Source organism: Micromonospora sp. CPM1, assembly GCF_023896895.1.
In the GTDB taxonomy this organism is placed as follows: domain Bacteria; phylum Actinomycetota; class Actinomycetes; order Mycobacteriales; family Micromonosporaceae; genus Micromonospora; species Micromonospora tulbaghiae.
This window is the reverse complement of the sequence record NZ_JAMHIU010000009.1, coordinates 213,153-235,563: the sequence shown is the minus strand read 5'-3', so window position 1 is coordinate 235,563 and position 22,411 is coordinate 213,153. Positions and strand designations below refer to the sequence as shown.

Below are 22,411 nucleotides of genomic sequence, written 5' to 3'. Positions count from 1 at the left end.
GGACGAGAGGCCCTTCCCGTACGCGGGAGGGGCCTTTCGCCGTGAACGAGGTCAGAACCGCCAGGTCCAGGCGTCGGCGAGCCGTACCCCCGGCCGCCCGTAGAGCTGCTCCAGGGTCCGGCGCAGCATCTCCGCGTGCGGCGTGTCGTCGGTCACCGCGACGCACGACGCGTGCCAGAACTCGACGTCCCGGGCGGCCTGGCGGCGTTGCCGGTCACCGACCGCCGGCGCCACGCCGCGGCGGGCCACGTCGGCGAGCAGTGCCGAGGTGGGCCGCTGCCAGGTGCCCATGGTGGCCGAGCCGTCCGGGCCGTACGGGCCGATGAAGAAGCCCTCCGGCATGGCGAAGGCGACACCGGTGGCGGTGGCCCAGCGCATCGGCCAGGGATCCTGCGGGGTGGCGGTGGGCACCGGCACCAGCACCCCGCCGGGGCGTACGCACTGCCGCCAGTGGCCGCCGGTGACGAACTCGGGCAGCGGCGGCCGGTCCATCGTGGGCAGCGGGGTGGGGAAGACGCTGAGCAGCGCCGCGCCGACCGCGAACGGGACGACCCGGCGGGCCCGGCCGGGTTCGCCGAGCGCCCGGTGCACGGCGAGCGTGAGCACGGTGCCGGCGAGCGGCAGCACCGCCAGCGCGAAACGGGTCGGCAGCGCGCCGTCCACCACCGGCAGCCCGGCCAGCAGCGCGTACGGGCCGGGGATCCCGGTCCGCTCACCACCGGCCACCACCTCCGGGCCGAGCGCGAGCGCGGCCATCGCCAGCGCGGCGGCCACGATCGCCACCACCGGGGCGCGCCGGCCCAGCCAGACCGCGCAGCCCACGGCGACCAGCAGCAGCGGCCAGCCCAGGAACGTGGTGAACTCGGCCGGGCCGGTGGTGAGCCGCACCGCCTCCGGGCTGCCGAACACCGACAGCGCGGAGAGGCGGGTCCAGGCGATCAGGTCGGCGGAGAAGTAGGCGGGCGGGAACATCCCGTGGGCGACGCCCTGCGGGCCGGCGAACTGCACCCACAGCGGGTACGCCAGCACCGGCAGCGTCAGCCCGGCGGCGGCGAGCAGCCCACCGGCGAAGCCGGAACCGGCCCGGCGCAGCAGGTCCCGGTCGGCCAGCCCGTACGCGACGGCGGTCACCGCCAGGGTGAGCGCGGCGAGGAGGAGGACCTCCTCGCCGACGAAGACCTGCACGGTGACGACAGCGGCGAGCCCGGCCGCGGAGGTGGCCGTCCGGCGGCGGTCCGGACCGTCCGGGCGACCGGCCGGGTCGGCGGCGCGCAGCAGCCGGACCACGAGCCACACCAGCACCGGGACCAGCCACTGCGCGGTCATGTGCAGGTGGCCGTTGCTCTGCGAGACCATGCCCGGCCCGAAGCCGCACAGCGCCGCACCGAGTGCGGCCGCGAGCCGGCGGGCCCGCAGGACGCGGGTGAACAGCAGGTACCAGGCGAGCGCCGTACCGGCCGTGTTCGCGGCGACGAGCAGGGCGAACGTCACAGGCGCCCCGAACGCCAGCGTGACCGGGCCGAGCAGCACGCCGAGCGCCACCACCGACGTGTTCGCCATCAGGTTGACCCCGTCCGGCGCGTTCAACCGGCCGGTGACCAGGCTCAGCTCGCCGCGCAGGGCACGCGCGTCCAGCGCCAGGAACCACTCGTACAGCGTCTGGTCGGCCGGGTTGAGCGCGAGCACCCGCGTGCCCGGCGCCGGCCAGAGACCGTGGGTGAGCCAGCCGGCGAGTGCGACGAACGCCACCCCGACGAGCAGGCCCGCCCGGTGCCGCCGGACGGCGGCCGTCACCCGCCGCGTGACCGCCGCCGGGCGGGCCGCCCGGGCGTGGTCGGGCGCCCGGGTCGTGCGGGCGGCGCTGGTCACGGCCTCGACCATAACGGCCGCATCCGTCGGGGTACGCCGCGTCGCGGCCGAGCCGCTACGGTGAGATCTGCACCGCCGCGTGTCGACGCGCCGGTGTCACCCGCCCGGGTGGTGGAACGGCAGACACGGCCGCCTTAAAAGCGGCTGCCGCAAGGCGTGCGGGTTCGACCCCCGCCCCGGGCACATGAACTCTCAGCTTTCCCACAGCTGGCGGTAGCACGCGCGTTTGCGCCCACGTCTACCCTGGAGTAGCACGTCTACGTGCGATCGACCCCCTGAGGGAGGCCTGAGAAGTGAAGACCTCGAACCCGGTGCTCGCCCGGCTCGGCCAGGCGGCAGAGCGTGAGCGGGCGGCCGGGTACGCCCAGCCCGGGCCGTACGGTCAGCCCGGATACCCCCAGCAGCACCCGCAGCAGCAGTACCCCCAGCAGCCCTACGCCCAGCCCTACCCGGGCGGCTACGGCCAGCCGGTGGCCCCGCCCACCGTGACCCCGATGACCCTCGACGACGTGGTCGTCAAGACGGTCCTCATGCTCGCCATCCTCGGCGCCTCGGCCGCAGCGGCCTGGGTGCTCGTGCCGGACTCCCTGGTCGGCGTCGCGTGGATCGGCGCCGCTGTGGTCGGCCTGGTGCTCGGTCTGATCATCTCGTTCTCGCGGATGGCCAACCCGGCGCTCGTCGTGGCGTACTCGATCATCGAGGGCGTCTTCGTCGGCATGGTCAGCAAGGCGTTCGAGTCGCTCTACGACGGCATCGTGCTCCAGGCGGTCGTGGCCACGTTCGGCGTCTTCTTCCTGATGGCGATGATCTACAAGGCGCGGATCATCCGGGCCACGCCGAAGTTCGCCCGGATCATGGTGGCGATCATGGCCGGCCTGTTCGGCGTGATGCTGGTCAACCTGGTGCTGGCGCTGTTCGGCGTCAACACGCACCTGCGTGACGGCAGCCCGCTCGCGATCGGCTTCAGCCTGGTCTGCATCGTGGTGGCGTCGCTGAGCTTCGTGCTCAACTTCGCCGACATCGAGGAGGGGGTCCGGATGGGCCTCCCGCAGCGCTACTCGTGGACCGCCGCCTTCGGCATCGTGGTCGGCCTGGTCTGGCTCTACATCGAGATCCTGCGGCTGCTCAGCTACTTCCAGGGCGACGACTGACATCACGCCCTCCCCGACGACGCCCGCCTGCCGCATCCGCGGCGGCGGGCGTCGCCGTTTCCCCGTCCCCGCCGCGCCGCCCGGGGCAGAGTGGGATCCGGGTACGTGGGCGGGAGGTGGTCGCGGTGCGCAGTGCCAACCCGGTGCTGGACCGGCTGGACGACGTCGGCCGCGCCGAGCGGCAGGTGCTCGGGGTCGGCACCGCCGACACGATGACGGTCGCCGACGTGGTCAGCCGGACCGTGGGGCTGCTGCTGGTCACCGGCGTCACGGCGGCGGTGTCCTGGGTGGTGGTGCCGCAGGCCGCGTGGATCTCCGCCGCGCTCGCCGGAAGCGCGCTGGCCAGCCTGGCCCTGGTGCTCGTCATCTCGCTGAAGCAGATCACCAGCCCGCCGGTCATCGTCGGGTACGCGGTGCTCCAGGGGCTGCTGCTCGGGGTGGCCAGCCGCGCCTTCGAGATGGTCTACCCGGGCATCGTGGCGCAGGCCGTGATCGGCACGTTCGGCGTCTTCCTCGGCATGGCGGTGCTCTACCGGGCCCGGCTGGTACGCGCCACCCCGCGCCTGGCCCGGCTGGTCATCGGCACGCTCGTCGGGATCGTGGCGATCGGCCTGGTCAACCTGTTCGCGTACCTGTTCACCGGGCGGCAGGGGGTGGTCGTCTACAGCCTCAGCGACCGGGTGGGCTGGCTGCCGTACGTGTTCTCGGTGGTGGCGATCATCGCGGGCGCGCTCAGTTTCATCCTCGACTTCGACCTGGTCGAGCGGTCGGCCGCGAACCGGCTGCCCCGCCGCTACGCCTGGTACTGCGCCTTCGGTCTGCTGGTCGGGCTGATCTTCCTGTACTGGCAGATCCTCCGCCTGCTCAGCTACGTGCGCCGCTGACAGTTCCGGCCTGCCGCGCCGGGGCCCGGGGCCGCCGTAGACTCGGCGGCGATGAGCGCAGCGGAACTGGACCGGGCCGTGACCCTGCTGGTCCGACAGGTCGGGCACTGGCAGCAGCCGCGCTGGTCGGCCAAGGCCGACGGCGGCAACGTGTCCCGCGCCGACCTGGTGCACAAGTTGGTCCAGGAGATCGCCAACCTGGCCGCCGACGCGGCCGGTGAGCCGCGCCGCGAAGTGCCCCGCCTCCCCAGCGACCTGGCGCTCCCAGACCAGCTCCGCGTGGTAGTCGCCGACCTGACGCTCGCCGCGCCCCCCGACCAGATCCTGGCCACCGCCACCGACGCGGTGACCCGAACCCGCGCCGCCCTCTAACCCCCGCCCTGGCCCCGTTGATCATGAAGTTGGCGGTGACAAAACGGACGCTGATCCCCGTCAACTTCATGATCGACCGAGTGAGGGCCGGGAGAGGGCGGGTCAGGGGTTCAGCCAGCGGCGTGCCTTGCGGTGTCTCGAGCGGTCGCGCGCCCGCAGGACGGCCGGGCGGTCGTGGCCGGCGGCCTCCGCCTGCCTCGCGTGCAGCAGGCCGTAGGTGAACGTGTTCTCGCCGTCGGCGTACGCCTGGAGCGCCTGCCGCCGGAGCACCTCCCGGGTGACCACCGAGTCCTGGTGGGTGCCGAGCAGATCCTGGAGCGCCTTGAACCGCTTCACCAGGCGGCCAGCCCGCTTGCCGGCGGCCGGCTCGCGCACCTCGACCGCGTAGCGGGCGGCCTTGAGCTTCTTGCGTGCCTCGTGCAGCGCGGCGTCCCCGTCCGGCCCGGTGGTGGCGAGCGCCCGGTCCAGCCGGGTGTCGGCGCGGCGTACCGCCTTGCGGACCCGGCGGTCCACCCAGCGCCGGCCGACGTCGGCGGGCGGGCCGTCGGCCAGCCGGTCCAGGCGGGTCAGCAGGGCGGGATAACGGTCGGCGTCCAGCGCGGACCGCAGCGCGGTGGTCGCCTCGGCCAGGTCTGCGGCGAACCGTTCGCCGATCCGCGCCGCCACCGGGCCGAGCACCAGCTCGTCCGGCAGCTCGTGCACCGCCCCGGTGAGCCGGGCGGCCATCACCTGGGTGTCGCGGACCCGGCCCAGCTCGCCGCCGAGGCGGCGCAGCTCGGCCCGGACCGCCTCGCTCTCCCGGCGGTCCCACAGGCCCCGGAAGGTACGCAACGTCGCCCGCAACCGGCGGGTCGCCACGCGCATGTCGTGGACCGCGTCCTCGTCCCCCTGGTACGCGGCCGCGTGGTTACCGACGATCGCGTCCCGCTGCGCCCGGACGTACTCCAGGACCGGGCCCGCCGGGCCGTCCGGTTCCCGATCGTCGAAACGCTCGATCCGGCCGGCGACGGCCCGGTGCGACTTGCTGACCGCCACCTCGCGGGCGCCGGCCTCGCGCAGCCGCTCGCCGAGCGCGTCGAGCAGCCCTTCGTCGCCCTCGACCAGCTCGATCTCGATCTCGTGCCAGGTCCGCGCGGTGCCGTCCACCAGATCCTCGGACCGGACGTCGTCCTCGGCCACCTCGGCCAGCACCCGGCCGTCCGCGTCCAGCAGCCGGTGTTCCCGGCGGCGGTTGACGACCCGGGCCGCCGGGGCGACCGGACGACCGCGCGACGCGGCCCGGATCAGCGCGACCAGCTCGGGCGGCGGGCCGTCGTCGGACGCCCCGGCCGGGAACTGGTGCTCGACCCGGGCGCCACCGACCGCGCCCACCTTGAGATGCCAGCCCGCGTCGTGCCCACCGGTACGGCGGCGCAGCGCGTGCCCGCTGCGCAGCAGGAGCAGGTCGTCGGTGTCCCAGTAGACGGCGTCCAGATCCGAGACGGTGGCGTCGGACATGGTCACGACGCCACCGCACCCGGTCAGGTCGGGCAGCCGGAAACCCTCGTCGCCGGAGTACTTGCGCTCACGTTCCACGACGGTCGCCATGCGGCCTCCCGTACCCGGCCCGTGCTCCGGCGAACCGGTCTCAGCTCAGTCGTTCGAGCACCATCGCCATGCCCTGGCCGCCACCGACGCACATGGTCTCCAGACCGATGGTCTTGTCGTGCCACTCCAGCGCGTTGAGCAGCGTGCCGGTGATCCGGGCGCCGGTCATGCCGAACGGGTGGCCGACAGCGATCGCGCCACCGGCGACGTTCAGCTTCTCCTCCGGGATGCCGAGCTGCCGGTACGAGGGGATCACCTGGGCGGCGAACGCCTCGTTGATCTCGACCAGGTCGACGTCGTCGATGGTCATGCCGGCGCGCTTGAGCGCCTGCTTCGACGCCTCGACCGGGCCCAGGCCCATGATCTCGGGGGAGAGCCCGGTGACGCCGGTGGAGACGATCCGGGCCAGCGGGGTGAGCCCCAGCTCGGACGCGCGCTCGGCGCTCATGATCACCACGGCGGCGGCACCGTCGTTGAGCGGGCAGCAGTTGCCCGCGGTGATCCGGCCGTCCGGGCGGAACACCGGCTTCAGGCCAGCCACCGCCTCCAGGGTCACCCCGGCACGAGGACCGTCGTCGGTGCTGACGACGGTGCCGTCCGGCGTGGTGACCGGGGTGATCTCGCGGGCCCAGAAGCCGTCCGCGATCGCCTTCTCGGCGAGGTTCTGGCTGCGGACGCCGAACGCGTCCATGTCCTCGCGGGTCACGTCGTACACCTGGGCCAGGTTCTCCGCGGTCTGCCCCATGGCGAGGTAGATGTCGGGGAGATGCCCGGCCTCGCGCGGGTCGGTCCACACCTCGGCGCCGCCCTGGGCGCGGGCCGCGGAACGCTCCCGGGCCTCGGCGAAGCGGGGGTTCTCCCAGCCGCCGCCGACGAGGGTCTGCGCCTCCGGCGGCAGCGTGTCCGAGTTGCCCCGGGCGTACCGGGACACCATCTCCACACCGGCGGAGATGAACACGTCACCCTCACCGGCCCGGATCGCGTGCATCGCCATCCGGGTGGTCTGGAGCGAGGACGCGCAGTAGCGGGTCAGCGTGGCGCCGGGCAGGCCGTCGAGGCCCATCAGGGTGGCGACCACCCGGGCCATGTTGAAGCCCTGCTCGCCGCCGGGCAGACCGCACCCGAGGTAGAGGTCGTCGATGGTGGTGGGATCGAGCGCCGGGACCTTGTCGAGGGCGGCCTGGACGATGGTGGCGGCGAGGTCGTCCGGGCGGACCTCGCGGAGGGAACCCTTGAACGCGCGGCCGATGGGGGACCGGGCGGTGGCGACGATGACGGCGTCGCGGGGCGACTCAATCGGCATGAGCCAACGTTAACGCGCGAGTAACATGCCCGGGAAGCCGCGAGGCGGGCGGGAAATGTCACCCCGTGGGCGGCTGCCGGTGGTGCCGGAACGCGACGGCCGCCGCCGCCTCGACCGCGGGGAGCAGGGCGTGCGCCCACACCCGGTAGCCGTCGGCCGACGGGTGGAAGCCGTCGTGGCAGAGCGTCCCCGCGTCCGCGCGGAACACCGGACCGGTCTCGGTGCCCAGGTCGACAACGGTGCCGCCGGCGTCCAGCACGGCGGCCGTCTGGGCCCGCGCCATCCGCCGCCCGGACCAGCCGAGCACCTGGCGCAGCGGCGTGGCGACCGCGCGTACCGCGCCGAGATCCGGACACGTGCCCACGACCACCTCGACGTGCGCCTCCCGCAGCCGGCGTACCGCCGAGCCGAGATAGGCCGCCGCGTCACCGGGCCGCGACATCGCGGTGGCGTCGTTCGCCCCGATCAGCACCACCGCCACGTCCGGCCGCTCGCCCAGCAGCGCCCGGGCCACCTGGGTGGCCAGGTCGGTGGCACGCGAGCCGGAGACCCCCACGCTCGACAACTGCACCCGGCGGCCGGTCGGCCCCTCGGCGAGCAGGTTGGCGAGCTGACCGCCGATGGTGTCCTCGAACCGGTCGACGCCCACGCCGAGCGCCGACGAGTCACCCAGCAGCACCAGCCGCAACGGCGGCGCGTCCGCACGGCCGACCGTCGCGCGCAGCACCAGACCCAGCTCGGGCTGGGCGTACTCGCGGGTGCGGGCGGCGATGGCCTGGCCGGCGAGGACCGCCGCGCCGCCCACCGTGCCGGCCAGCAGCGACAGGGCCGCCGCCCGGCCCCACCGGGCCACCTCGTTCCGCTCGCTCATGACAGCACTCCGCTTCGCTCCGTGCCGTCATGAGGCACCTTTGCGCTGAGCCGGCCGATTCGCTCGCTGCGCTCGCTCATGACGTCACTCCGCTTCGCTCCGTGCCGTCATGAGGCACCTTTGCGCTGAGCCGGCCGATTCGCTCGCTGCGCTCGCTCATGCCGTTCCCTCCAGCGTTGCCGAGTCGGCGGCGCTGCCGGTCGGGGGCACCGCGCCGACGCCGAAGAAGGCCCGCCGGCGAAGCTGCGCCCACCGTCCGCCCGGCCCGCGGTCGCGACCCCGGAGCTGGGCGCCGCTGACCTCCGTGCCGGCGTGCCGGGCCGCCTGGTGGGCGGCCTCCGGGAGCGACCGTACGCCTTCCACGCCGGGCAGGACAGGCCTGCGTTCCGGGACGGCGCCCAGCGCGGACAGCACGGTGGGCAGCAACGCCGCCGCGGCTATCGCGTACCCCTCGGCGGAGGGGTGGAACCGGTCCCAGGCGAACATCCGCCCGGGGTCGGCGGCGAAGCGCGGCCCGAGCATGTCGCCGAGCGAGACGGCACGGCCGCCGGCCTCGACCACGCCCACCGTCTGCGCGGCGGCGAGCTGGCGGCTCCAGCGCCGGGCCAGCCAGCGCAGCGGCGGCTGGATGGGCCGGATGGTGCCCAGGTCGGGACAGGTGCCGACGACCACCTCACAGCCGGCCGCCCGCAGCGTGCGGACCGCGTCGACCAGATAGCGCACCGCCACCGAGAACGGTGAGCGGTTGGTGACGTCGTTGCCGCCGACCAGGATCACCGCGACGTCCGGCTCGACCTCCAGGGCGGACTCGACCTGCGGCTTCAGCCCGGACGACAGCGCGCCGACCACGGCGAACCGGTGCAGCCGGACCGGCCGGTGCAGGCGGCGGGACAGCCCGGTGGCGAGCAGCGAGCCCGGCGTCTCCCGGCGCCTGTGCACGCCGTACCCGGCCGCCGAGGAGTCGCCCAGGATGACCATGGTGATCGGCGGGCCGGGCAGTCTCGCGCCGTAGACGCCGTCGCAGCGCGGAGGCGGGGCCTGAGCCATCGGGATGGTGCGGCGGGCCTGCCGGGCCTGGCCGAGCAGCACCCCGCCGGTGGCGGCGGTGGCCGCCACCGTGGCGCCCGTGCCGATCGCCGCGAGGCGGGCGATCTGCCGGGCGCGCTGCCGGCGGACCGGCGCGACGGAACCAGCGTCCCCCATGAACCGACAGTATCGCGCCGGTACGACCACTGCTGTCCGTGATCGGATGGCTGGGCGGTGCCCGAATCGGGTACCGATGGGGGCAGCGGACGCGGGCTTGCCACCGGGCCGCACCATGTCGGGCGGAGAGGGGCGACATCATGGGGAAGACGTTGAAGCGCAGCGCCGCGTTCGCCGCGCTGGCCCGGGCGCTGGCGGCGGGTACGCGGGGCGGGCCGTCGCTCGGGGCACGGCTGGCGGCGCTGCCGCGGATGATCCGCGCGACCAGCAGGGGCGAGTACGACGGCGGCCTGCGCCTGGCGCTCATGGCCGGGGCGACGGCGTACATCGTCTCGCCGATCGACCTGCTGCCGGAGATCCCGCTGGCGATCTTCGGGCTGGCCGACGACGCGGTCATGGTCACCTGGCTGGCGGGCAGCGTGCTCGCCGAGACCGAGCGGTTCCTGGAGTGGGAGGCACGTCGCAGCTCCGTCATCCCCGGGCATGTGGTGCCCTGACGGCACGTACGCTGGTCGGCGAACTGAGGGCTGACCGGCCGCCGGAACCGACGGCGGCGCGACGAAGGGCACAACGAGGTGCAGTACTACGACAACGTCGTCGAGCTGATCGGCAACACCCCGCTGGTACGCCTGCGCAACGTCACCGAGGGCATCCAGGCCACCGTGCTGGCGAAGGTGGAGTACGTCAACCCGGGCGGCTCGGTCAAGGACCGGATCGCGCTGCGCATGGTCGAGGACGCCGAGAAGGCGGGCATCCTGCGGCCGGGCGGCACGATCGTGGAGCCGACCAGCGGCAACACGGGCGTCGGGCTGGCCCTGGTGGCCCAGCTCAAGGGCTACCGCTGCGTGTTCGTGTGCCCGGACAAGGTCAGCCAGGACAAGCAGGACGTGCTGCGCGCGTACGGCGCCGAGGTGGTGGTCTGCCCGACCGCCGTCGCGCCGGAGGACCCGCGCTCCTACTACAACGTCTCCGACCGGCTGGCCCGGGAGATCCCCGGCGCGTGGAAGCCCAACCAGTACAGCAACCCGGCCAACCCGCGCTCGCACTACGAGACCACCGGCCCGGAGCTGTGGCGGCAGACCGAGGGGAAGATCACCCACTTCGTCACGGGCGTCGGCACCGGCGGCACCATCTCCGGCATCGGCCGCTACCTCAAGGAGGCGTCCGAGGGCCGGGTCAAGGTGATCGGCGCGGACCCGGAGGGCTCGGTCTACTCCGGCGGTACCGGCCGGCCGTACCTGGTCGAGGGCGTCGGTGAGGACTTCTGGCCGGAGACGTACGACCGGTCGGTCGCCGACGAGATCGTCGAGGTGTCGGACAAGGAGTCGTTCGAGATGACCCGCCGGCTGGCCCGCGAGGAGGGGCTGCTGGTCGGCGGCTCCTGCGGCATGGCCGTGGTGGGCGCGCTGGAGGTGGCCCGTAAGGCCGGCCCGGACGACGTGATCGTGGTGCTGCTGCCGGACGGCGGCCGGGGCTACCTGTCGAAGATCTTCAACGACAAGTGGATGGCCCGGTACGGCTTCCTGGACGACTCGGGCACCGAGCCGACGGTCGCCGACGCGCTCGCCGGCAAGCCCGGTGGGCTGCCCGAACTGGTGCACGTGCACCCGACCGAGACGGTCCGCGACGCGATCGACTACATGCGCGAGTACGGCGTCTCCCAGCTCCCGGTGCTCAAGGCCGAGCCGCCGGTGGTGACCGGCGAGGTGGCCGGCTCGATCGCCGAGAAGGACCTGCTCGACGCGCTGTTCACCGGCCAGGCCCACCTGCACGACACGATCGAGCGGCACATGGGCGAGCCGCTGCCGATGATCGGCGGCGGGCAGCCGGTGAGCGAGGCGGTCGGGCTGCTGGAGAAGGCGGACGCGGCGCTGGTGCTGGTCGACGGCAAGCCCAAGGGCGTGCTGACCCGGCAGGACCTGCTCGCCCACCTCGGCGCGCGCTGAGCGGGGCGGGGCCCCGGCACTCCGGGGCCCCGCCCGTTCACAGCTCCCGGCCGTAGCGCAGTTGCGGCACCAGCGCCGAGCCGATGTGCTCGTCCCGCTGCAGACCGGTCAGGACCCAGCCCCCGCGCTCGTAGAACCGGCGCGCGTGGGTGTTCTCCCGCAGCACCCAGAGCGCGGCCCGGGTCCATCCCCGGGCCCGCATCGCGTCCAGCGCGTCCACCATCAGCGCCCGGCCGGTGCCCCGGCCCCGCTCGGACGGCTCCAGGTGGATCGCGTTGAGCAGCCCGGTCGCCGGGTCGCCCTCGTCGTCCGGCCCGAGATAGCTGAAGCCCACCAGCCGGCCGTCCCGCTCGGCCACCGTCATCCGGTGGTCCGCGCCCTCCCAGGTCAGCCGCTCCACCCAGTAACGGCCCATCGCCTCCGGCGTCGGGTCGGCGAGCGCCTCGGGCGGCAGGAACGACGAGTACGCCGCCACCCGTGAGCGCTGGTGCAGGGCGCCGACCGCCATCAGGTCGGCCTCGGTCGCGGAACGTAGGGAGATCGTCACCCGGGCGACGGTACCCGCCGGGGCGGCACCTGCACCGTCTGGAGATCCTCGGCGATCACCAGATCACCGGTGAAGTGCTCCCGGGCCTCGTCGTGGAAGCGGCGCGGGTCGGCGTACCGCTGGGAGAAGTGGGTGAGCACGAGCGTCCGTACCCCCGACTCGGCCGCCACCCGCGCGGCCTGGCCGGCGGTGAGGTGCCCGACCTCGGCGGCGAGCGCCGCCTCCGACTCCAGGAACGTCGACTCGATCACCAGCAGGTCGGCGTGCTCGGCCAGCGCGTACACGCCGTCGCAGAGCCCGGTGTCCATCACGAACGCGAACCGCTGCCCCGGCCGGGTCACGCTCACCTCGTCGCCGGTCACGCGGCGTCCGTCGCGGTCCAGGTGCCCGTCGCGCAGCAGCCGCCCCACGTCCGGACCGGCGATGCCGTACGCGGCCAGCCGCTCCGGCAGCATCCGGCAGCCGTCCGGCTCGACCAGGCGGTATCCGTACGTCTCGATCGGGTGCCGCAGCCGGCGGGCCTCCAGCGTGCCGATGCCCAGCGTGATCCGCTGCCCGTCGGCGTCGATCGGCTCGACGGACAGCTCGGCGGTCTCGTAGAAGCTGGACGCGTGGCGCAGCCGGGCGAAGTACTCGGCGCCGCCGGCCGGGAAGTGCACCGCCACCGGGTGCGGTACGCGGTCCAGCGAGAGCCGCTGGATCGTGCCGGGCAGGCCGAGGCAGTGGTCGCCGTGGAAGTGGGTGACGCAGATCCGGGTCAGGTCGGTGGCGGTGATCCCGGTGTGCAGCATCTGCCGCTGGCTGCCCTCGCCCGGGTCGAAGAGGATCACCTCGTCGTCCCAGCGCAGCAGGTAGCCGTTGTGGTTGCGCTGCCGGGTCGGGGCCTGGCTGGCCGTACCGAGCACCACCAGCTCACGCATGGACACGGCATCCTCCGGAGCGCATAAAGCGACCCCCGGGGCTTCCGCGCTCGCGCGCGGGCCGGCTGGACTGGGCCGGCACCCCGGGGGTCGGGTGGCTGTCGTGGTTTCGCCGCACCGCTGCCACACGGTCTCGACGATCATGCAGTGCCCGCCTCGCGGCGGACGAGTTCTCACTGTCGAGGACAGCGGCTAGCGGACAGCCACCTCACGAGTCCGATTGCTATACAAGTCTGGACCACCTCCTTTCCCGTGTACCGCCACGCTATCCACTTCCCCGCGGCCGCGGCAACGGATTTCGATCACAGGCGTCAGTCCAGGCCGATCGGGCCCTCGCGCGGGCCCTCCTCGTTCGCCGGCTGCACCGCCAGCGACGGGAAGTCGGCCAGGTCGCCCTCCGGCTCGGCGTCCCACTCGGGGAACACCAGCGGGCTCTGGAGGTAGAGGCAGAGCAGCTGGGTGAGCTGGTGCAGGCCGTCGAGGTGGGTGCGCTCGTGGCCGTGCGTGGCGTCCACGCCGAACCCGAGCAGCGCCACCCGGGCGTGCGCCCCGGCCTCGACCGCCGCGGCCACGTCCGAGCGGTAGTAGTCGAACACGTCCCGGACCAGGTCGACGCCGTGCTCCTTGGCGATCGAGGCCAGGTTGCGGGTCAGGTGGTAGTCGAACGGGCCGACCCCGTCGCCCATCGCCAGCGTGGCAGCGGTCTCCCGGGACTGCTGGCCCGGCGCGACCACCGCCGCGTCCACCGAGACGATCTCCGCGACATCCGGGTCCAGCCCGTGGCTGGCGCCGTGGCCGATCTCCTCGGTGACGGTGACCAGCAGGTGCGCGGTGACCGCCGGGGTGACCCCGGCGTCGACCATCGCCTTGAACGCGGTCAGCACCGCCGCCACGCCCGCCTTGTCGTCCAGGTGCCGGGACTTGACGTACCCGTTCGGGGTGATGGTCGGGTTGGGCAGGAACGCGACGAAGTCCCCGGCGTCGATGCCGAGCGCCCGCAGCCCGGCCTCGTCGTGCACCGGCTCGTCCACCCGCACCTCGACCAGTTCCCAGCCGACGCCCTGGAGGTCGACCGCCTCGTTGTAGCGGTGCCCGCTCGCCTTCAGCGGCAGCACCTGGCCGGTGACGACCCGCTCCAGGTCGTCGGTGAAGATCCGCACGTGGGCGCCCTCGGCGAAGCGGGCGCTGTGCGTGCCGATCGGGTTGACCTCCAGCCGGCCGTTCTCCTTCAGCCGCTTCACCATGCCGCCGATGGTGTCGGTGTGCACCACGATCGCCCGGTCGGCGCCGGTCGACCGGGGGCCGGGCAGACAGGCGCTCAGCGCCCCGCGACGGGTCAGCGTGGAGCTGATCCCGATCGCGGAGAGCCGCTCGCCCACGTACTGCTGGATGTGGTCGGTGCGCCCCGACGGGCTGGGGATCTCCAGCAGCTCCACCAGCACCTGGCGGAGGTAGTCGAGGTCGAGCTTGAGCGGTTGGGGTTTGCGTGCGGTCATGCCCCAGAGCCTGCCGCACCGGCAGGCGACCAGAGTCGCTGCGGTGCCCGGGTACCCGGGAAGAGCAGGTCGACGAAGCGTTCGGCGGTCGGCTGCGGCTCGTGGTTGGCCAGTCCGGGGCGCTCGTTCGCCTCGATGAAGACGTGTTCCGGCTGGTCCGGGGCGGGAACCAGCAGGTCCAGCCCGGTGACCGGGATGTCCAGCGCCCGGCTCGCAGTGACGCACGCCTCGGCGATCGCCGGGTGCAGCTCGGCTGTCACGTCGTGGATCGTGCCGCCGGTGTGCAGGTTGGCCGTCCGGCGGACCGCCAGCACCTCGCCCTCCGGCAGCACGTCGTGCATCCGGTACCCGGCCTCCGCCACCACCTCGCGGGTCATGTCGTCGACCGGGATGCGGGACTCGCCGCCGGTGGCTGCCGCCCGCCGCCGGCTCTGCCGCTCGATCAGCTCGGTGATGTCGTGCACACCGTCGCCGGTGATCTGCGCCGGGCGGCGTACCGCGGCGGCGACGACCTCGTGGTCGATCACCACGACCCGCAGGTCCTCGCCCGCGCGCAGCTCCTCGATCAGCACGTCCGGGCAGAACCGGCGGGCCAGCTCGACGGCCGCGGTCAGAGCCTCCGGCGTACGCACGCCGACGGTGATGCCGTTGCCCTGCTCGCCGCGCGCCGGCTTGACCACCACCGGACCCACGTCGTCGAGGAACGCGATGTCGTCGGGCTCGCCGGTCGCGGTGCGCCCGCGCGGCACCGACAGCCCCGCCTCGGTGAGGATGCGCCGGGTCACCCGCTTGTCGTCGCAGCGGCTCATCGCCACCGCCGAGGTCAGCTCCGACAGCGACTCGCGGGTGTGGATGGTCCGGCCGCCGGTGGTCAGCTTCAGCTCACCCCAGTGCGGGTCGGTCACCTCCACCCGGATGCCGCGCCGCATCGCCTCGTCCGCGACGATCTTCGCGTACGGGTTCAGCTCGTCGTACCCCTGCGGCATGGCGGGCAGGAACAGGCGCTCGTTGATCGGGTTCTTCCGCTTCACGCAGAGCGTGCCGGTGCGGTGGAAGCCGAGACGCTCGTACAGCCGGATCGCACCCGAGTTCTCGGCCAGCACGGACAGGTCCACGAACGCCCGGCCGCGCCCGTCGAGCCGGTCGGCGAGCGCGGTGAGCAGCGCCTGGCCGGTGCCGGGCGGGGCGGTGTTGAAGTCCACGGTCAGGCACCACAGGCTGGCGCCGTTCTCCGGGTCGCCGAACACCGCGACGTGGTCCACGCCGGTGATGGTGCCGACCACCTCACCGGTGGCGTCCTCGGCCACCAGGTGCAGGAACCGGTCCGTGCCGGCGTTGTCCACCAGCACCTCGACCGGGGCGGTGACCATGCCGTTGCGCGCGTAGATCCGGTTCACCGCCTCGGCGTCGGCGGCGTCCCGCAACGGCCGGATGGTCAGCCCGGGCACCTCGCCGCCCTCGGTGGCGGCGGGCCGCTTCTCACCCAGCGGCAGCCGGTAGGTCAGCGACGGGTCGATGAACAGCTCGTCCGGCAGCCGGGACACCAGCACGTGCGGGTCACGCAGGTAGATGCAGATGTCCCGGGCGCCGACCGCCTCGGAGCGCAGCACGTCGGCCACGTGCACCTGGTCGTCGAACGTCTGCCCGAACACCAGCCGGCCCCAGCCGCAGTCGAGCACCACGCCCGAGGCGTCGGTGGACGCGGTCTCCGGCTTTCGAGGCTCCGGCGTACCCGGTGCGACCGGGTCACCGCCGGGCCCGATGCGTTCCCGGCGGCGCCCCAGCACCCGTTCCCGGTCGGTACGCGCCGTTCCGGTGGCGAGGGTGTCGGTCACGCTCAGTCGATTCCGTGGCTCTGGAGCCACATTTCCAGGAGTCCCAGTTGCCACAGCTTGTTTCCGTTCAACGGGGTCAGTTCGGCATTCGGGTCGGCGAGCAGCGCGTCGACGTAGTCGGCGCGGAACAGGTCACGGCGGCGGGCCTCCGGCGAGGTGAGCGCGTCGCGTACCCGGTCGAGGAGCTTGCCCTCCAGGTGGGTGAGACCGGGCACCGGGAAGTAGCCCTTGGGCCGGTCGATGACCTCGTGCGGCAGGACGCGGCGGCCGATCTCCTTGAGCACGCCCTTGCCACCCTGGGCCAGCTTCAGCTCCGGCGGGCAGCTCGCGGCCAGCTCGACGAACTCGTGGTCGAGGAACGGCACCCGGGCCTCCAGCCCGTGCGCCATGGTCATGTTGTCGACCCGCTTCACCGGGTCGTCGGTCAGCATGACCTGGGTGTCGATCCGCAGGCCCGCGTCGACGGCGGTCTGCGCCCCCGCGCGGCCCAGGTGCGCGGCCACGAACTCCCGCGCCGGGTCGCCGTCGGCCAGCCACGCCGGGTTGAGCACCCGGGCCAGTCCGGCCGCGTCGCGGTCGAAGAACGCCTTCGCGTACGTCTCGAGCGCCTGCTCCCGGTCCACCCCGGCGAGCGGCGGGTACCAGTGGTAGCCGCCCAGGATCTCGTCCGCGCCCTGGCCCGACTGCACCACCTTGACGTGCTTCGCGACCTCCTGGCTGAGCAGCCAGAACGCCACGCAGTCGTGGCTGACCATGGGCTCGCTCATGGACGCGACGGCGGCCTCCAGCGGCGGCAGCAGGTCGCCGGTGGGCACCCGGATCTGGTGGTGGTCGGTGCCGAACGTCTTCGCCACCAGGTCGGAGTAGACGAACTCGTCGCCCTCCCGGCCACCCACCGCGTCGAAGCCGATGGAGAACGTGGCCAGGCCGGACTGCGCCTGCCCCTCGCCGGCGAGCAGCGCGACCACCAGGCTGGAGTCGAGGCCGCCGGAGAGCAGCACGCCCACCGGCACGTCGGCCACCATGCGGCGGCGTACGGCGGTGGTCAGCGAGTCGAGCAGCGCGTCCTGCCAGTCCCGCTCGGACCAGCCGGCCCGCTCGGCGGCACGGCTGAACGCCGGATCCCAGTACACCCGCTCGTGGGTGGAGCCGTCCGCCTCGTACACCCGGACCGTGGCCGGGGGCAGCTTGGTGACGCCGGCCAGGATGGTGCGCGGCGGCGGCACGATGCTGTGGAAGCTCAGGTAGTGGGCGAGCGCCACCCGGTCGATCGTGGTGTCGACGCCGCCGCCGGCAAGCAGCGCCGGCAGGGTGGAGGCGAACCGCACCACGCCGGGGCTCTCGGCCAGGTAGAGCGGCTTGATGCCGAGGCGGTCCCGGGCCAGCACCAGGCGGCCGGTGTCGCGCTCGCTGATCGCTACGGCGAACATGCCGATCAGGTGGTCGACGAAGTCGAGCCCCCACTCGGCGTACGCCTTGATCACGACCTCGCTGTCGCCGGACGAGAAGAACCGGTGGCCCTTGGCCTGGAGTTCGGCGCGCAGCTCCCGATAGTTGTAGATGCAGCCGTTGAAGACACCGGTGAGCCCGGCGGCGGCGTCCACGATGGGTTGGCCGCTCGCCGCGGACAGGTCGATGATCTTCAGGCGCCGGTGTCCCAGCGCGGTCGGGCCCTGCGACCAGACGCCGCTGTCGTCGGGCCCTCGGTCACTCATCGTGGCCGCCATCCGCTCCACGGCCGAGACGTCGGCGCGTGAACCGTCACGGCGGAACTCTCCCGCAAGTCCGCACATACGAGCCAATGCTGCCAGAGCTTGTTGCAGTTCGCCTGTTGAGACGATGACGAACGTGTGACAGCTTGCTACGATGCGCCGTCACGCAGGGTGGTTGCCTGTCACGCCTTCGGTTCCTGCCTCGCTCCACCCGATGTCGGGATTCGACTCCCGCAAGGGTGTGAGGAACGCCGCAGCGCGACACTTCTGAAGTAGTGTTGATGTCATGTCGATGCCCTTGGAGTCCGTGCCGTTCTCCGAGTTGCTGCGCCAGCCGACGGAAACCGCGGAGCGGCTGGCCCGTACTCGGGCACTGCGGCTACGTCGCCGCGACGCCGCCGACCTGGTGCTGATGTCCGCCGAACGGGCAGAGGCCGAGGGGGAGGTGGTCGACCTGACCGCGCGGCTGCTGGCCGGCCTGGCGCGGCGAGAGCCGGCCCTGGTCCGTGAGACGCTTCCGACCGTGCTGCCCTGGATGCGGTTCCTGCCGCAGGGGGACGCCGAGCAGATGACCGACGAGTTCATCGCCACGGCCGAGGCCGCAGCGGCCGTCGGCAGCACCGCGGCGGTGTCCCAGCTGCTCGCGGAATGGCGGCACACCGCCGAGGTGCACGCCGATCCCGATCTGCATCGGATCCTGGCCGCGCCCAGCGCCGACGACTTCGGGCCGGTCACGCGCCCGACCGACGAGTGAGCGCGAAGCGCGGCGACCGCGCCGCCCCGCCACCCCGGCCAGGTGGGTACACCCTGCGTTTCGCCACCAATGACGCGGCCAAGGGCTGGGAGGAGCTGTGCCGGCAGGCTGCGGCCAACACTCGCGGCGCGTTCGACGCGATCGAGGCGCACCCCTGCCCGTCCCCGCCGACCAGCCGCCAGCACCCCCTCAAGGGTTCCCTCGCCACTGCGGTGCACAACGGCAGAGCCCTGCCGCAGTGGCAGTACGAGGTCACCGCCGGCGGCCGCGTCTGGTACCTGGTCGACGACCAGACCCGGACCTGCTGGATCAAGCACGCAGGCACCGGCCATCCCCGAGCCACCGATTGACCGCAGTGCGTTCGGGCCCTCGTCCCTGGAGGACGAGGGCCCGAGTGGGGCAGTGCTCGGGTCTGGCTACGCGGTGCGGGCCACGCCGACCGGGCAGCTCAGCCCGTTCGGTCCGTGGTTGCAGTAGCCGTTCGGGTTCTTCGTCGGAGCCAGGTACTGCTGGTGGTAGTCCTCGGCGAAGTAGTAGTCGCCGAGCGGCGCGATCTCGGTGGTGATCTCACCCTTGCCGGCCCGCTCCACGATCGGCGCGAACGCGTCCCGCGACGCCTTGGCGGCGGCGAGCTGCTCGTCGGTCGTGGTGTAGATCGCCGAGCGGTACTGGGTGCCCACGTCGTTGCCCTGGCGCATGCCCTGGGTCGGGTCGTGGTTCTCCCAGAAGACCTTGAGCAGGTCCTCGTAGGCGATCTTCGACGGGTCGTAGACCACCTGGACCACCTCGGCGTGCCCGGTCATGCCGGAGCAGACCTCCTCGTACGTCGGGTTGGTGGTGTACCCGCCCGCGTAACCGGCGGACGTGGTGATCACGCCGGGGAGGGTCCAGAACAGCCGCTCGGCGCCCCAGAAGCAGCCCATGCCGAAGACAGCGACCTGCGCGCCCTCGGGGAACGGGCCCTTCAGCGAGGACGGCAGCACCTCGTGCCGGTCGGCGATCGGCATCGCGATCGGACGGCCCGGCAGGGCCTGGTCAGGAGAGATCATTTCGGCCTTCATGCGGCGGAGGAACACGGTGGGACTCCTCTCTTGGCTTTCCCAGCGTGTGCAACAGCGTCGCCCCCCGGTTCCTTACCCGCCCACGCCGGCGTCAGGCCAGCGCCGCCGAGATCCGCCCGGCGAACTCCGTCGCCTCGGCGTCGTCGGCGTACCGGGTACGCGGCCAGAAGAAGCCGCGCAGCCCGTCGCCCTTGGTCCGGGGCACCACGTGGGTGTGCAGGTGCGGTACCGACTGGGACACCCGGTTGTTCATGGCCACGAACGTCCCACCGGAGCCCAGACCGGACTCCACCGCCACGGCGATGCGCTGCACCAGCCGGAAGTAGCCGGGCAGCGCGTCGGCGGGCAGGTCGGACAGGGTGACCAGGTGGGTGCGGGGCACCACCAGCACGTGGCCCTTGAACACCGGCCGGGTGTCGAGGAACGCGACCCCGTCCGGCTCGTCGGTCACCCGGAAGGCCGGCACCTCGCCCGCCACGATCCCGCAGAACACACACCCGCTCACCCGCCCACCCTAGGCCCGGCCCCGCCATCCCAGCTCCGGGCGAGCATGATCATGAGGTTGGCGGCGACAAATCGGACCGCCGGCACCGTCAACCTCATGATCAGCGCAAAACCGGGCGGGGGTCAGGAGCGGTCGAGGTAGGCGTCCCAGTCGTCTTCGGGGATGCCGGTGGGGCCGGTCTCGCCGTTGGCGAGGCGCGCCCGGATGTCCGCCTCCCACCGCAGCGCCCATCCGCGCAACTCGTCGACCTGCTGCTCGGTGAGCCCGTACGAACGGAAGGTCCGACCGTCCCGCTCCGTCACACCACCCAGCCGGTCGGCCAGTTCGTCCAACGAGAACCCGGCGGTGTGACGGGCGCCGAGGTGCTCCAACTCCGACCAGGTGAGCCGCTCGGAGGCCGCGCGGACGTCGATGTAGTCCCGGTGCGCAGCACGGTCGTGTAGCGCGCGGACCTTCAGCCCGACCGCGTCCTCGAAGGCCAGCACCGGGCCCATCGCCATGCGGGCCGGCGGCGCGAGTGCCTCCTTGAGCAGATCGACCTCACATGAAGAGGTGTCGTCCGAGATCAGCAGGCGAGCCATGCGCGGCGTCGACTCGATGATCCGGGCGGAGAACCCGGCCGCGGCGTAGGCGGCGGCGAGGCGATCCGCCACGGCACCGAGCGGAATCGCGGCGGCCGTGGCGAAGTCGAGGTCCTGAGAGGGCCGGTCGACCAGATCGTGGGCACACATGGCGTAGCCACCGGCGAGCATCAGTCCTAGGTCGTCACCAGCGGTGAAACCGATCTCCAGCAGGCGACGGTGCAGTGCGTCCATCATCCGGCGACGAGGTCGGGCAGTTGCCGCTCCCAGAGTCGGGTCACCCGGCGCGCGGTCAAGCGCCGAATACGTGGCCAGTCCTGGCGGAGCAGCGCGGCGTCGACGTATCTGATGATGTCGTCCCGCTGGCCGCAGTCCAGCAGGAGGCAGTAGAGGGTCAGCCGCTCACCCGGGTCACCCACGTCATAGTCGCCGGGGCCCGACCAGGCGAGGCGCACGGGCAGCTTGACCCGCCCCGACCGCGGCCCGCTCAGGAGGCCCAGCGAGACCGGGATCCGGTCGGCGACGCCGTGCAGGCGGGAGGGGAGTGCCTCGGTCATACTCACCGGCCCAGTATGGCCGACCACCCCGACAGACTCCTGGTTGTGACAGGCGCGCCCGGCCTACCGGGAGCAAAGGGGAAGCGGGCGGGCTAACGTCTGCGGCATGAGCCACGGCTTCGAGACACTCGCCATCCACGCCGGTCAGGACCCGGAGGCCCGCACCGGTGCGGTGATCCCGCCGATCTACCAGACCAGCACGTACGCCCAGGACGCCGTCGGAGCGCCCCGCGAGGGCTACGAGTACAGCCGCTCCGGCAACCCGACCCGGGACGCGCTCCAGGAGTGCCTGGCCGCGCTGGAGGGCGGCCCGGTGGCGCTCGCCTTCGCCAGCGGCCTGGCCGCCGAGGACGCGCTGCTGCGGACCGTCTGCAAGCCGGGCGACCACGTGGTGATCCCGGACGACGCGTACGGCGGCACGTACCGGCTGTTCGCCAAGGTGGCCGAGCGCTGGGGCCTGGCGTACACCCCGGCGAAGGTCTCCGACCCGGACGCCGTGCGCGCCGCGATCCGCCCGGGCACCACCCGGATCGTGTGGGTGGAGACGCCGACCAATCCGCTGCTCGGCATCGCCGACATCGCGGCACTGGCCGCTGTGGCGCACGACGCCGGCGCGCTGCTGGTGGTCGACAACACGTTCGCCTCGCCGTACCTCCAGCAGCCGATCGCGTTCGGCGCGGACGTGGTGGTGCACTCCACCACCAAGTACGTCGGCGGGCACTCCGACGTGGTCGGCGGCGCGCTCGTCGCGGCGGACCGCACGCTCGGCGAGGAGCTGCGCTACCACCAGAACGCGATGGGCGCGGTGAACGGCCCGTTCGACGCCTGGCTCACCCTGCGCGGCATCAAGACCCTCGGGGTACGGATGGACCGGCACTGCGACAACGCCGAGCGGATCGCCGCCTACCTGGACGGACACGCCAAGGTCGCCCAGGTTCTCTACCCGGGCCTGCCGTCGCACCCCGGCCACGAGGTGGCCGCCAAGCAGATGCGCCGGTTCGGCGGCATGATCTCGTTCCGCGCGGCGGGCGGCGAGGAGCATGCTGTGGAGATCTGCAACCGGGCCCGGCTGTTCGTGCTCGCCGAGTCGCTGGGCGGCGTGGAGTCCCTGATCGAGCACCCCGGCCGGATGACACACGCGAGCGCCGCGGGCTCGCCGCTTGAAGTTCCCGGCGATCTCGTGCGACTGTCTGTCGGCATCGAGACGGTCGACGACCTGCTCGCCGATCTGGAGCAGGCCCTGGGCTGACCGCTGGC

At 73.0% G+C, this 22,411-nt stretch carries 22 protein-coding genes and 1 tRNA gene; 9 read left to right on the top strand and 14 right to left on the bottom strand.

Annotated elements, in window-relative coordinates:
- Window positions 1-51: 51 nt before the first annotated feature.
- Window positions 52-1,881 carry a hypothetical protein gene (locus tag M8C11_RS13860; protein ID WP_256486394.1) on the bottom strand — a complete coding sequence of 610 codons (1,830 nt, stop codon included), beginning with the start codon at window positions 1,879-1,881 and terminating at the stop codon, window positions 52-54.
- Window positions 1,882-1,971: 90 nt separating this feature from the next.
- On the opposite strand from M8C11_RS13860, the gene M8C11_RS13855 reads away from it, so the two are divergent.
- The 4 genes from M8C11_RS13855 (at window position 1,972) to M8C11_RS13840 (ending at window position 4,276) form a co-directional block, all read left to right on the top strand.
- Window positions 1,972-2,052 (top strand) — tRNA-Leu (locus M8C11_RS13855).
- 110 nt (window positions 2,053-2,162) lie between these two features.
- Complete coding sequence (locus M8C11_RS13850; RefSeq protein ID WP_184977333.1) at window positions 2,163-3,020, top strand: Bax inhibitor-1/YccA family protein; 858 nt, start codon at window positions 2,163-2,165, stop codon at window positions 3,018-3,020.
- Window positions 3,021-3,145: 125 nt separating this feature from the next.
- Window positions 3,146-3,904, top strand: a complete 759-nt coding sequence (locus M8C11_RS13845; protein WP_252449813.1) for a Bax inhibitor-1/YccA family protein — start codon at window positions 3,146-3,148, stop codon at window positions 3,902-3,904.
- 51 nt (window positions 3,905-3,955) lie between these two features.
- Window positions 3,956-4,276, top strand: a complete 321-nt coding sequence (locus tag M8C11_RS13840) for a hypothetical protein (RefSeq protein WP_252449812.1) — start codon at window positions 3,956-3,958, stop codon at window positions 4,274-4,276.
- Between the two features lie 102 nt (window positions 4,277-4,378).
- Here M8C11_RS13840 and M8C11_RS13835 read toward each other — a convergent pair whose 3' ends face one another.
- The 4 genes from M8C11_RS13835 to M8C11_RS13820 form a co-directional block, all read right to left on the bottom strand.
- Entirely contained in the window at window positions 4,379-5,863 is a 1,485-nt protein-coding gene (locus tag M8C11_RS13835) for a CYTH and CHAD domain-containing protein (RefSeq protein WP_252449811.1), read from the bottom strand.
- 40 nt (window positions 5,864-5,903) lie between these two features.
- Window positions 5,904-7,166 (bottom strand): acetyl-CoA C-acetyltransferase, encoded by a 1,263-nt coding sequence (locus M8C11_RS13830; protein WP_252449810.1) that lies wholly within the window; start codon window positions 7,164-7,166, stop codon window positions 5,904-5,906.
- 58 nt (window positions 7,167-7,224) lie between these two features.
- Window positions 7,225-8,037, bottom strand: a complete 813-nt coding sequence (locus M8C11_RS13825; RefSeq protein WP_120571586.1) for an SGNH/GDSL hydrolase family protein — start codon at window positions 8,035-8,037, stop codon at window positions 7,225-7,227.
- Between the two features lie 156 nt (window positions 8,038-8,193).
- A complete protein-coding gene (locus M8C11_RS13820; RefSeq protein ID WP_252449809.1) occupies window positions 8,194-9,240 on the bottom strand; it encodes an SGNH/GDSL hydrolase family protein in 1,047 nt (348 codons plus the stop codon).
- Window positions 9,241-9,380: 140 nt separating this feature from the next.
- Here M8C11_RS13820 and M8C11_RS13815 point away from each other — a divergent pair, with 140 nt between their 5' ends.
- A complete protein-coding gene (locus M8C11_RS13815; RefSeq protein WP_120571584.1) occupies window positions 9,381-9,737 on the top strand; it encodes a YkvA family protein in 357 nt (118 codons plus the stop codon).
- A 78-nt stretch (window positions 9,738-9,815) separates the two neighbouring features.
- On the top strand, window positions 9,816-11,186 hold the full coding sequence (locus tag M8C11_RS13810; RefSeq protein WP_120571583.1) for a cystathionine beta-synthase: 1,371 nt from the start codon (window positions 9,816-9,818) through the stop codon (window positions 11,184-11,186).
- Window positions 11,187-11,223: 37 nt separating this feature from the next.
- Here the strand turns inward: M8C11_RS13810 and M8C11_RS13805 are convergent, their stop codons facing one another.
- From M8C11_RS13805 to M8C11_RS13785, 5 genes are all read right to left on the bottom strand, one after another.
- Window positions 11,224-11,733 carry a GNAT family N-acetyltransferase gene (locus tag M8C11_RS13805; RefSeq protein WP_252449808.1) on the bottom strand — a complete coding sequence of 170 codons (510 nt, stop codon included), beginning with the start codon at window positions 11,731-11,733 and terminating at the stop codon, window positions 11,224-11,226.
- Window positions 11,730-12,659: a ribonuclease Z gene (locus M8C11_RS13800; protein WP_252449807.1), complete on the bottom strand. Its 930-nt coding sequence runs from the start codon at window positions 12,657-12,659 to the stop codon at window positions 11,730-11,732. Before M8C11_RS13800 ends, M8C11_RS13805 begins: the two co-directional genes overlap by 4 nt.
- 305 nt (window positions 12,660-12,964) lie before the next feature.
- Window positions 12,965-14,149, bottom strand: coding sequence for an osmoprotectant NAGGN system M42 family peptidase (locus tag M8C11_RS13795; RefSeq protein ID WP_128138800.1), 1,185 nt, complete (start codon window positions 14,147-14,149; stop codon window positions 12,965-12,967).
- The gene (gene ngg, locus M8C11_RS13790) at window positions 14,146-15,984 is read right to left on the bottom strand and encodes an N-acetylglutaminylglutamine synthetase (RefSeq protein ID WP_252449806.1); all 1,839 of its coding nucleotides are present in this window, start codon (window positions 15,982-15,984) and stop codon (window positions 14,146-14,148) included. Before ngg ends, M8C11_RS13795 begins: the two co-directional genes overlap by 4 nt.
- A 2-nt stretch (window positions 15,985-15,986) precedes the next feature.
- On the bottom strand, window positions 15,987-17,777 hold the full coding sequence (locus M8C11_RS13785) for an N-acetylglutaminylglutamine amidotransferase (RefSeq protein WP_252449805.1): 1,791 nt from the start codon (window positions 17,775-17,777) through the stop codon (window positions 15,987-15,989).
- Between the two features lie 205 nt (window positions 17,778-17,982).
- Between M8C11_RS13785 and M8C11_RS13780 the strand changes: the two genes are divergently transcribed.
- Window positions 17,983-18,450 (top strand): hypothetical protein, encoded by a 468-nt coding sequence (locus M8C11_RS13780; RefSeq protein ID WP_013474063.1) that lies wholly within the window; start codon window positions 17,983-17,985, stop codon window positions 18,448-18,450.
- On the top strand, window positions 18,447-18,800 hold the full coding sequence (locus M8C11_RS13775; protein WP_030271227.1) for a hypothetical protein: 354 nt from the start codon (window positions 18,447-18,449) through the stop codon (window positions 18,798-18,800). The genes M8C11_RS13780 and M8C11_RS13775 overlap by 4 nt, the downstream gene beginning before the upstream one ends.
- A 66-nt stretch (window positions 18,801-18,866) precedes the next feature.
- Here the strand turns inward: M8C11_RS13775 and msrA are convergent, their stop codons facing one another.
- The 4 genes from msrA to M8C11_RS13755 form a co-directional block, all read right to left on the bottom strand.
- Complete coding sequence (msrA, locus tag M8C11_RS13770) at window positions 18,867-19,526, bottom strand: peptide-methionine (S)-S-oxide reductase MsrA (protein WP_013474064.1); 660 nt, start codon at window positions 19,524-19,526, stop codon at window positions 18,867-18,869.
- A 76-nt stretch (window positions 19,527-19,602) separates the two neighbouring features.
- The gene (locus tag M8C11_RS13765; protein ID WP_013474065.1) at window positions 19,603-20,016 is read right to left on the bottom strand and encodes an HIT family protein; all 414 of its coding nucleotides are present in this window, start codon (window positions 20,014-20,016) and stop codon (window positions 19,603-19,605) included.
- A 122-nt stretch (window positions 20,017-20,138) separates the two neighbouring features.
- On the bottom strand, window positions 20,139-20,834 hold the full coding sequence (locus M8C11_RS13760) for a nucleotidyl transferase AbiEii/AbiGii toxin family protein (protein WP_252449804.1): 696 nt from the start codon (window positions 20,832-20,834) through the stop codon (window positions 20,139-20,141).
- Window positions 20,831-21,154 carry a hypothetical protein gene (locus M8C11_RS13755; protein WP_252449831.1) on the bottom strand — a complete coding sequence of 108 codons (324 nt, stop codon included), beginning with the start codon at window positions 21,152-21,154 and terminating at the stop codon, window positions 20,831-20,833. The genes M8C11_RS13760 and M8C11_RS13755 overlap by 4 nt, the downstream gene beginning before the upstream one ends.
- Window positions 21,155-21,260: 106 nt before the next feature.
- Between M8C11_RS13755 and M8C11_RS13750 the strand changes: the two genes are divergently transcribed.
- Window positions 21,261-22,403, top strand: coding sequence for a cystathionine gamma-synthase (locus M8C11_RS13750; protein ID WP_120571574.1), 1,143 nt, complete (start codon window positions 21,261-21,263; stop codon window positions 22,401-22,403).
- Window positions 22,404-22,411: the final 8 nt, after the last annotated feature.

Coding starts and splice junctions, on each gene's coding strand:
- M8C11_RS13860 (WP_256486394.1), bottom strand. CDS start 1,881: ATGGTCGAGGCCGTGACCAGCGCCGCCCGCACGACCCGGGCGCCCGAC.
- M8C11_RS13840 (WP_252449812.1), top strand. CDS start 3,956: ATGAGCGCAGCGGAACTGGACCGGGCCGTGACCCTGCTGGTCCGACAG.
- M8C11_RS13835 (WP_252449811.1), bottom strand. CDS start 5,863: ATGGCGACCGTCGTGGAACGTGAGCGCAAGTACTCCGGCGACGAGGGT.
- M8C11_RS13830 (WP_252449810.1), bottom strand. CDS start 7,166: ATGCCGATTGAGTCGCCCCGCGACGCCGTCATCGTCGCCACCGCCCGG.
- M8C11_RS13825 (WP_120571586.1), bottom strand. CDS start 8,037: ATGAGCGAGCGGAACGAGGTGGCCCGGTGGGGCCGGGCGGCGGCCCTG.
- M8C11_RS13820 (WP_252449809.1), bottom strand. CDS start 9,240: ATGGGGGACGCTGGTTCCGTCGCGCCGGTCCGCCGGCAGCGCGCCCGG.
- M8C11_RS13815 (WP_120571584.1), top strand. CDS start 9,381: ATGGGGAAGACGTTGAAGCGCAGCGCCGCGTTCGCCGCGCTGGCCCGG.
- M8C11_RS13795 (WP_128138800.1), bottom strand. CDS start 14,149: ATGACCGCACGCAAACCCCAACCGCTCAAGCTCGACCTCGACTACCTC.
- M8C11_RS13785 (WP_252449805.1), bottom strand. CDS start 17,777: ATGTGCGGACTTGCGGGAGAGTTCCGCCGTGACGGTTCACGCGCCGAC.
- M8C11_RS13780 (WP_013474063.1), top strand. CDS start 17,983: ATGTCGATGCCCTTGGAGTCCGTGCCGTTCTCCGAGTTGCTGCGCCAG.
- M8C11_RS13760 (WP_252449804.1), bottom strand. CDS start 20,834: ATGATGGACGCACTGCACCGTCGCCTGCTGGAGATCGGTTTCACCGCT.
- M8C11_RS13755 (WP_252449831.1), bottom strand. CDS start 21,154: ATGACCGAGGCACTCCCCTCCCGCCTGCACGGCGTCGCCGACCGGATC.
- M8C11_RS13750 (WP_120571574.1), top strand. CDS start 21,261: ATGAGCCACGGCTTCGAGACACTCGCCATCCACGCCGGTCAGGACCCG.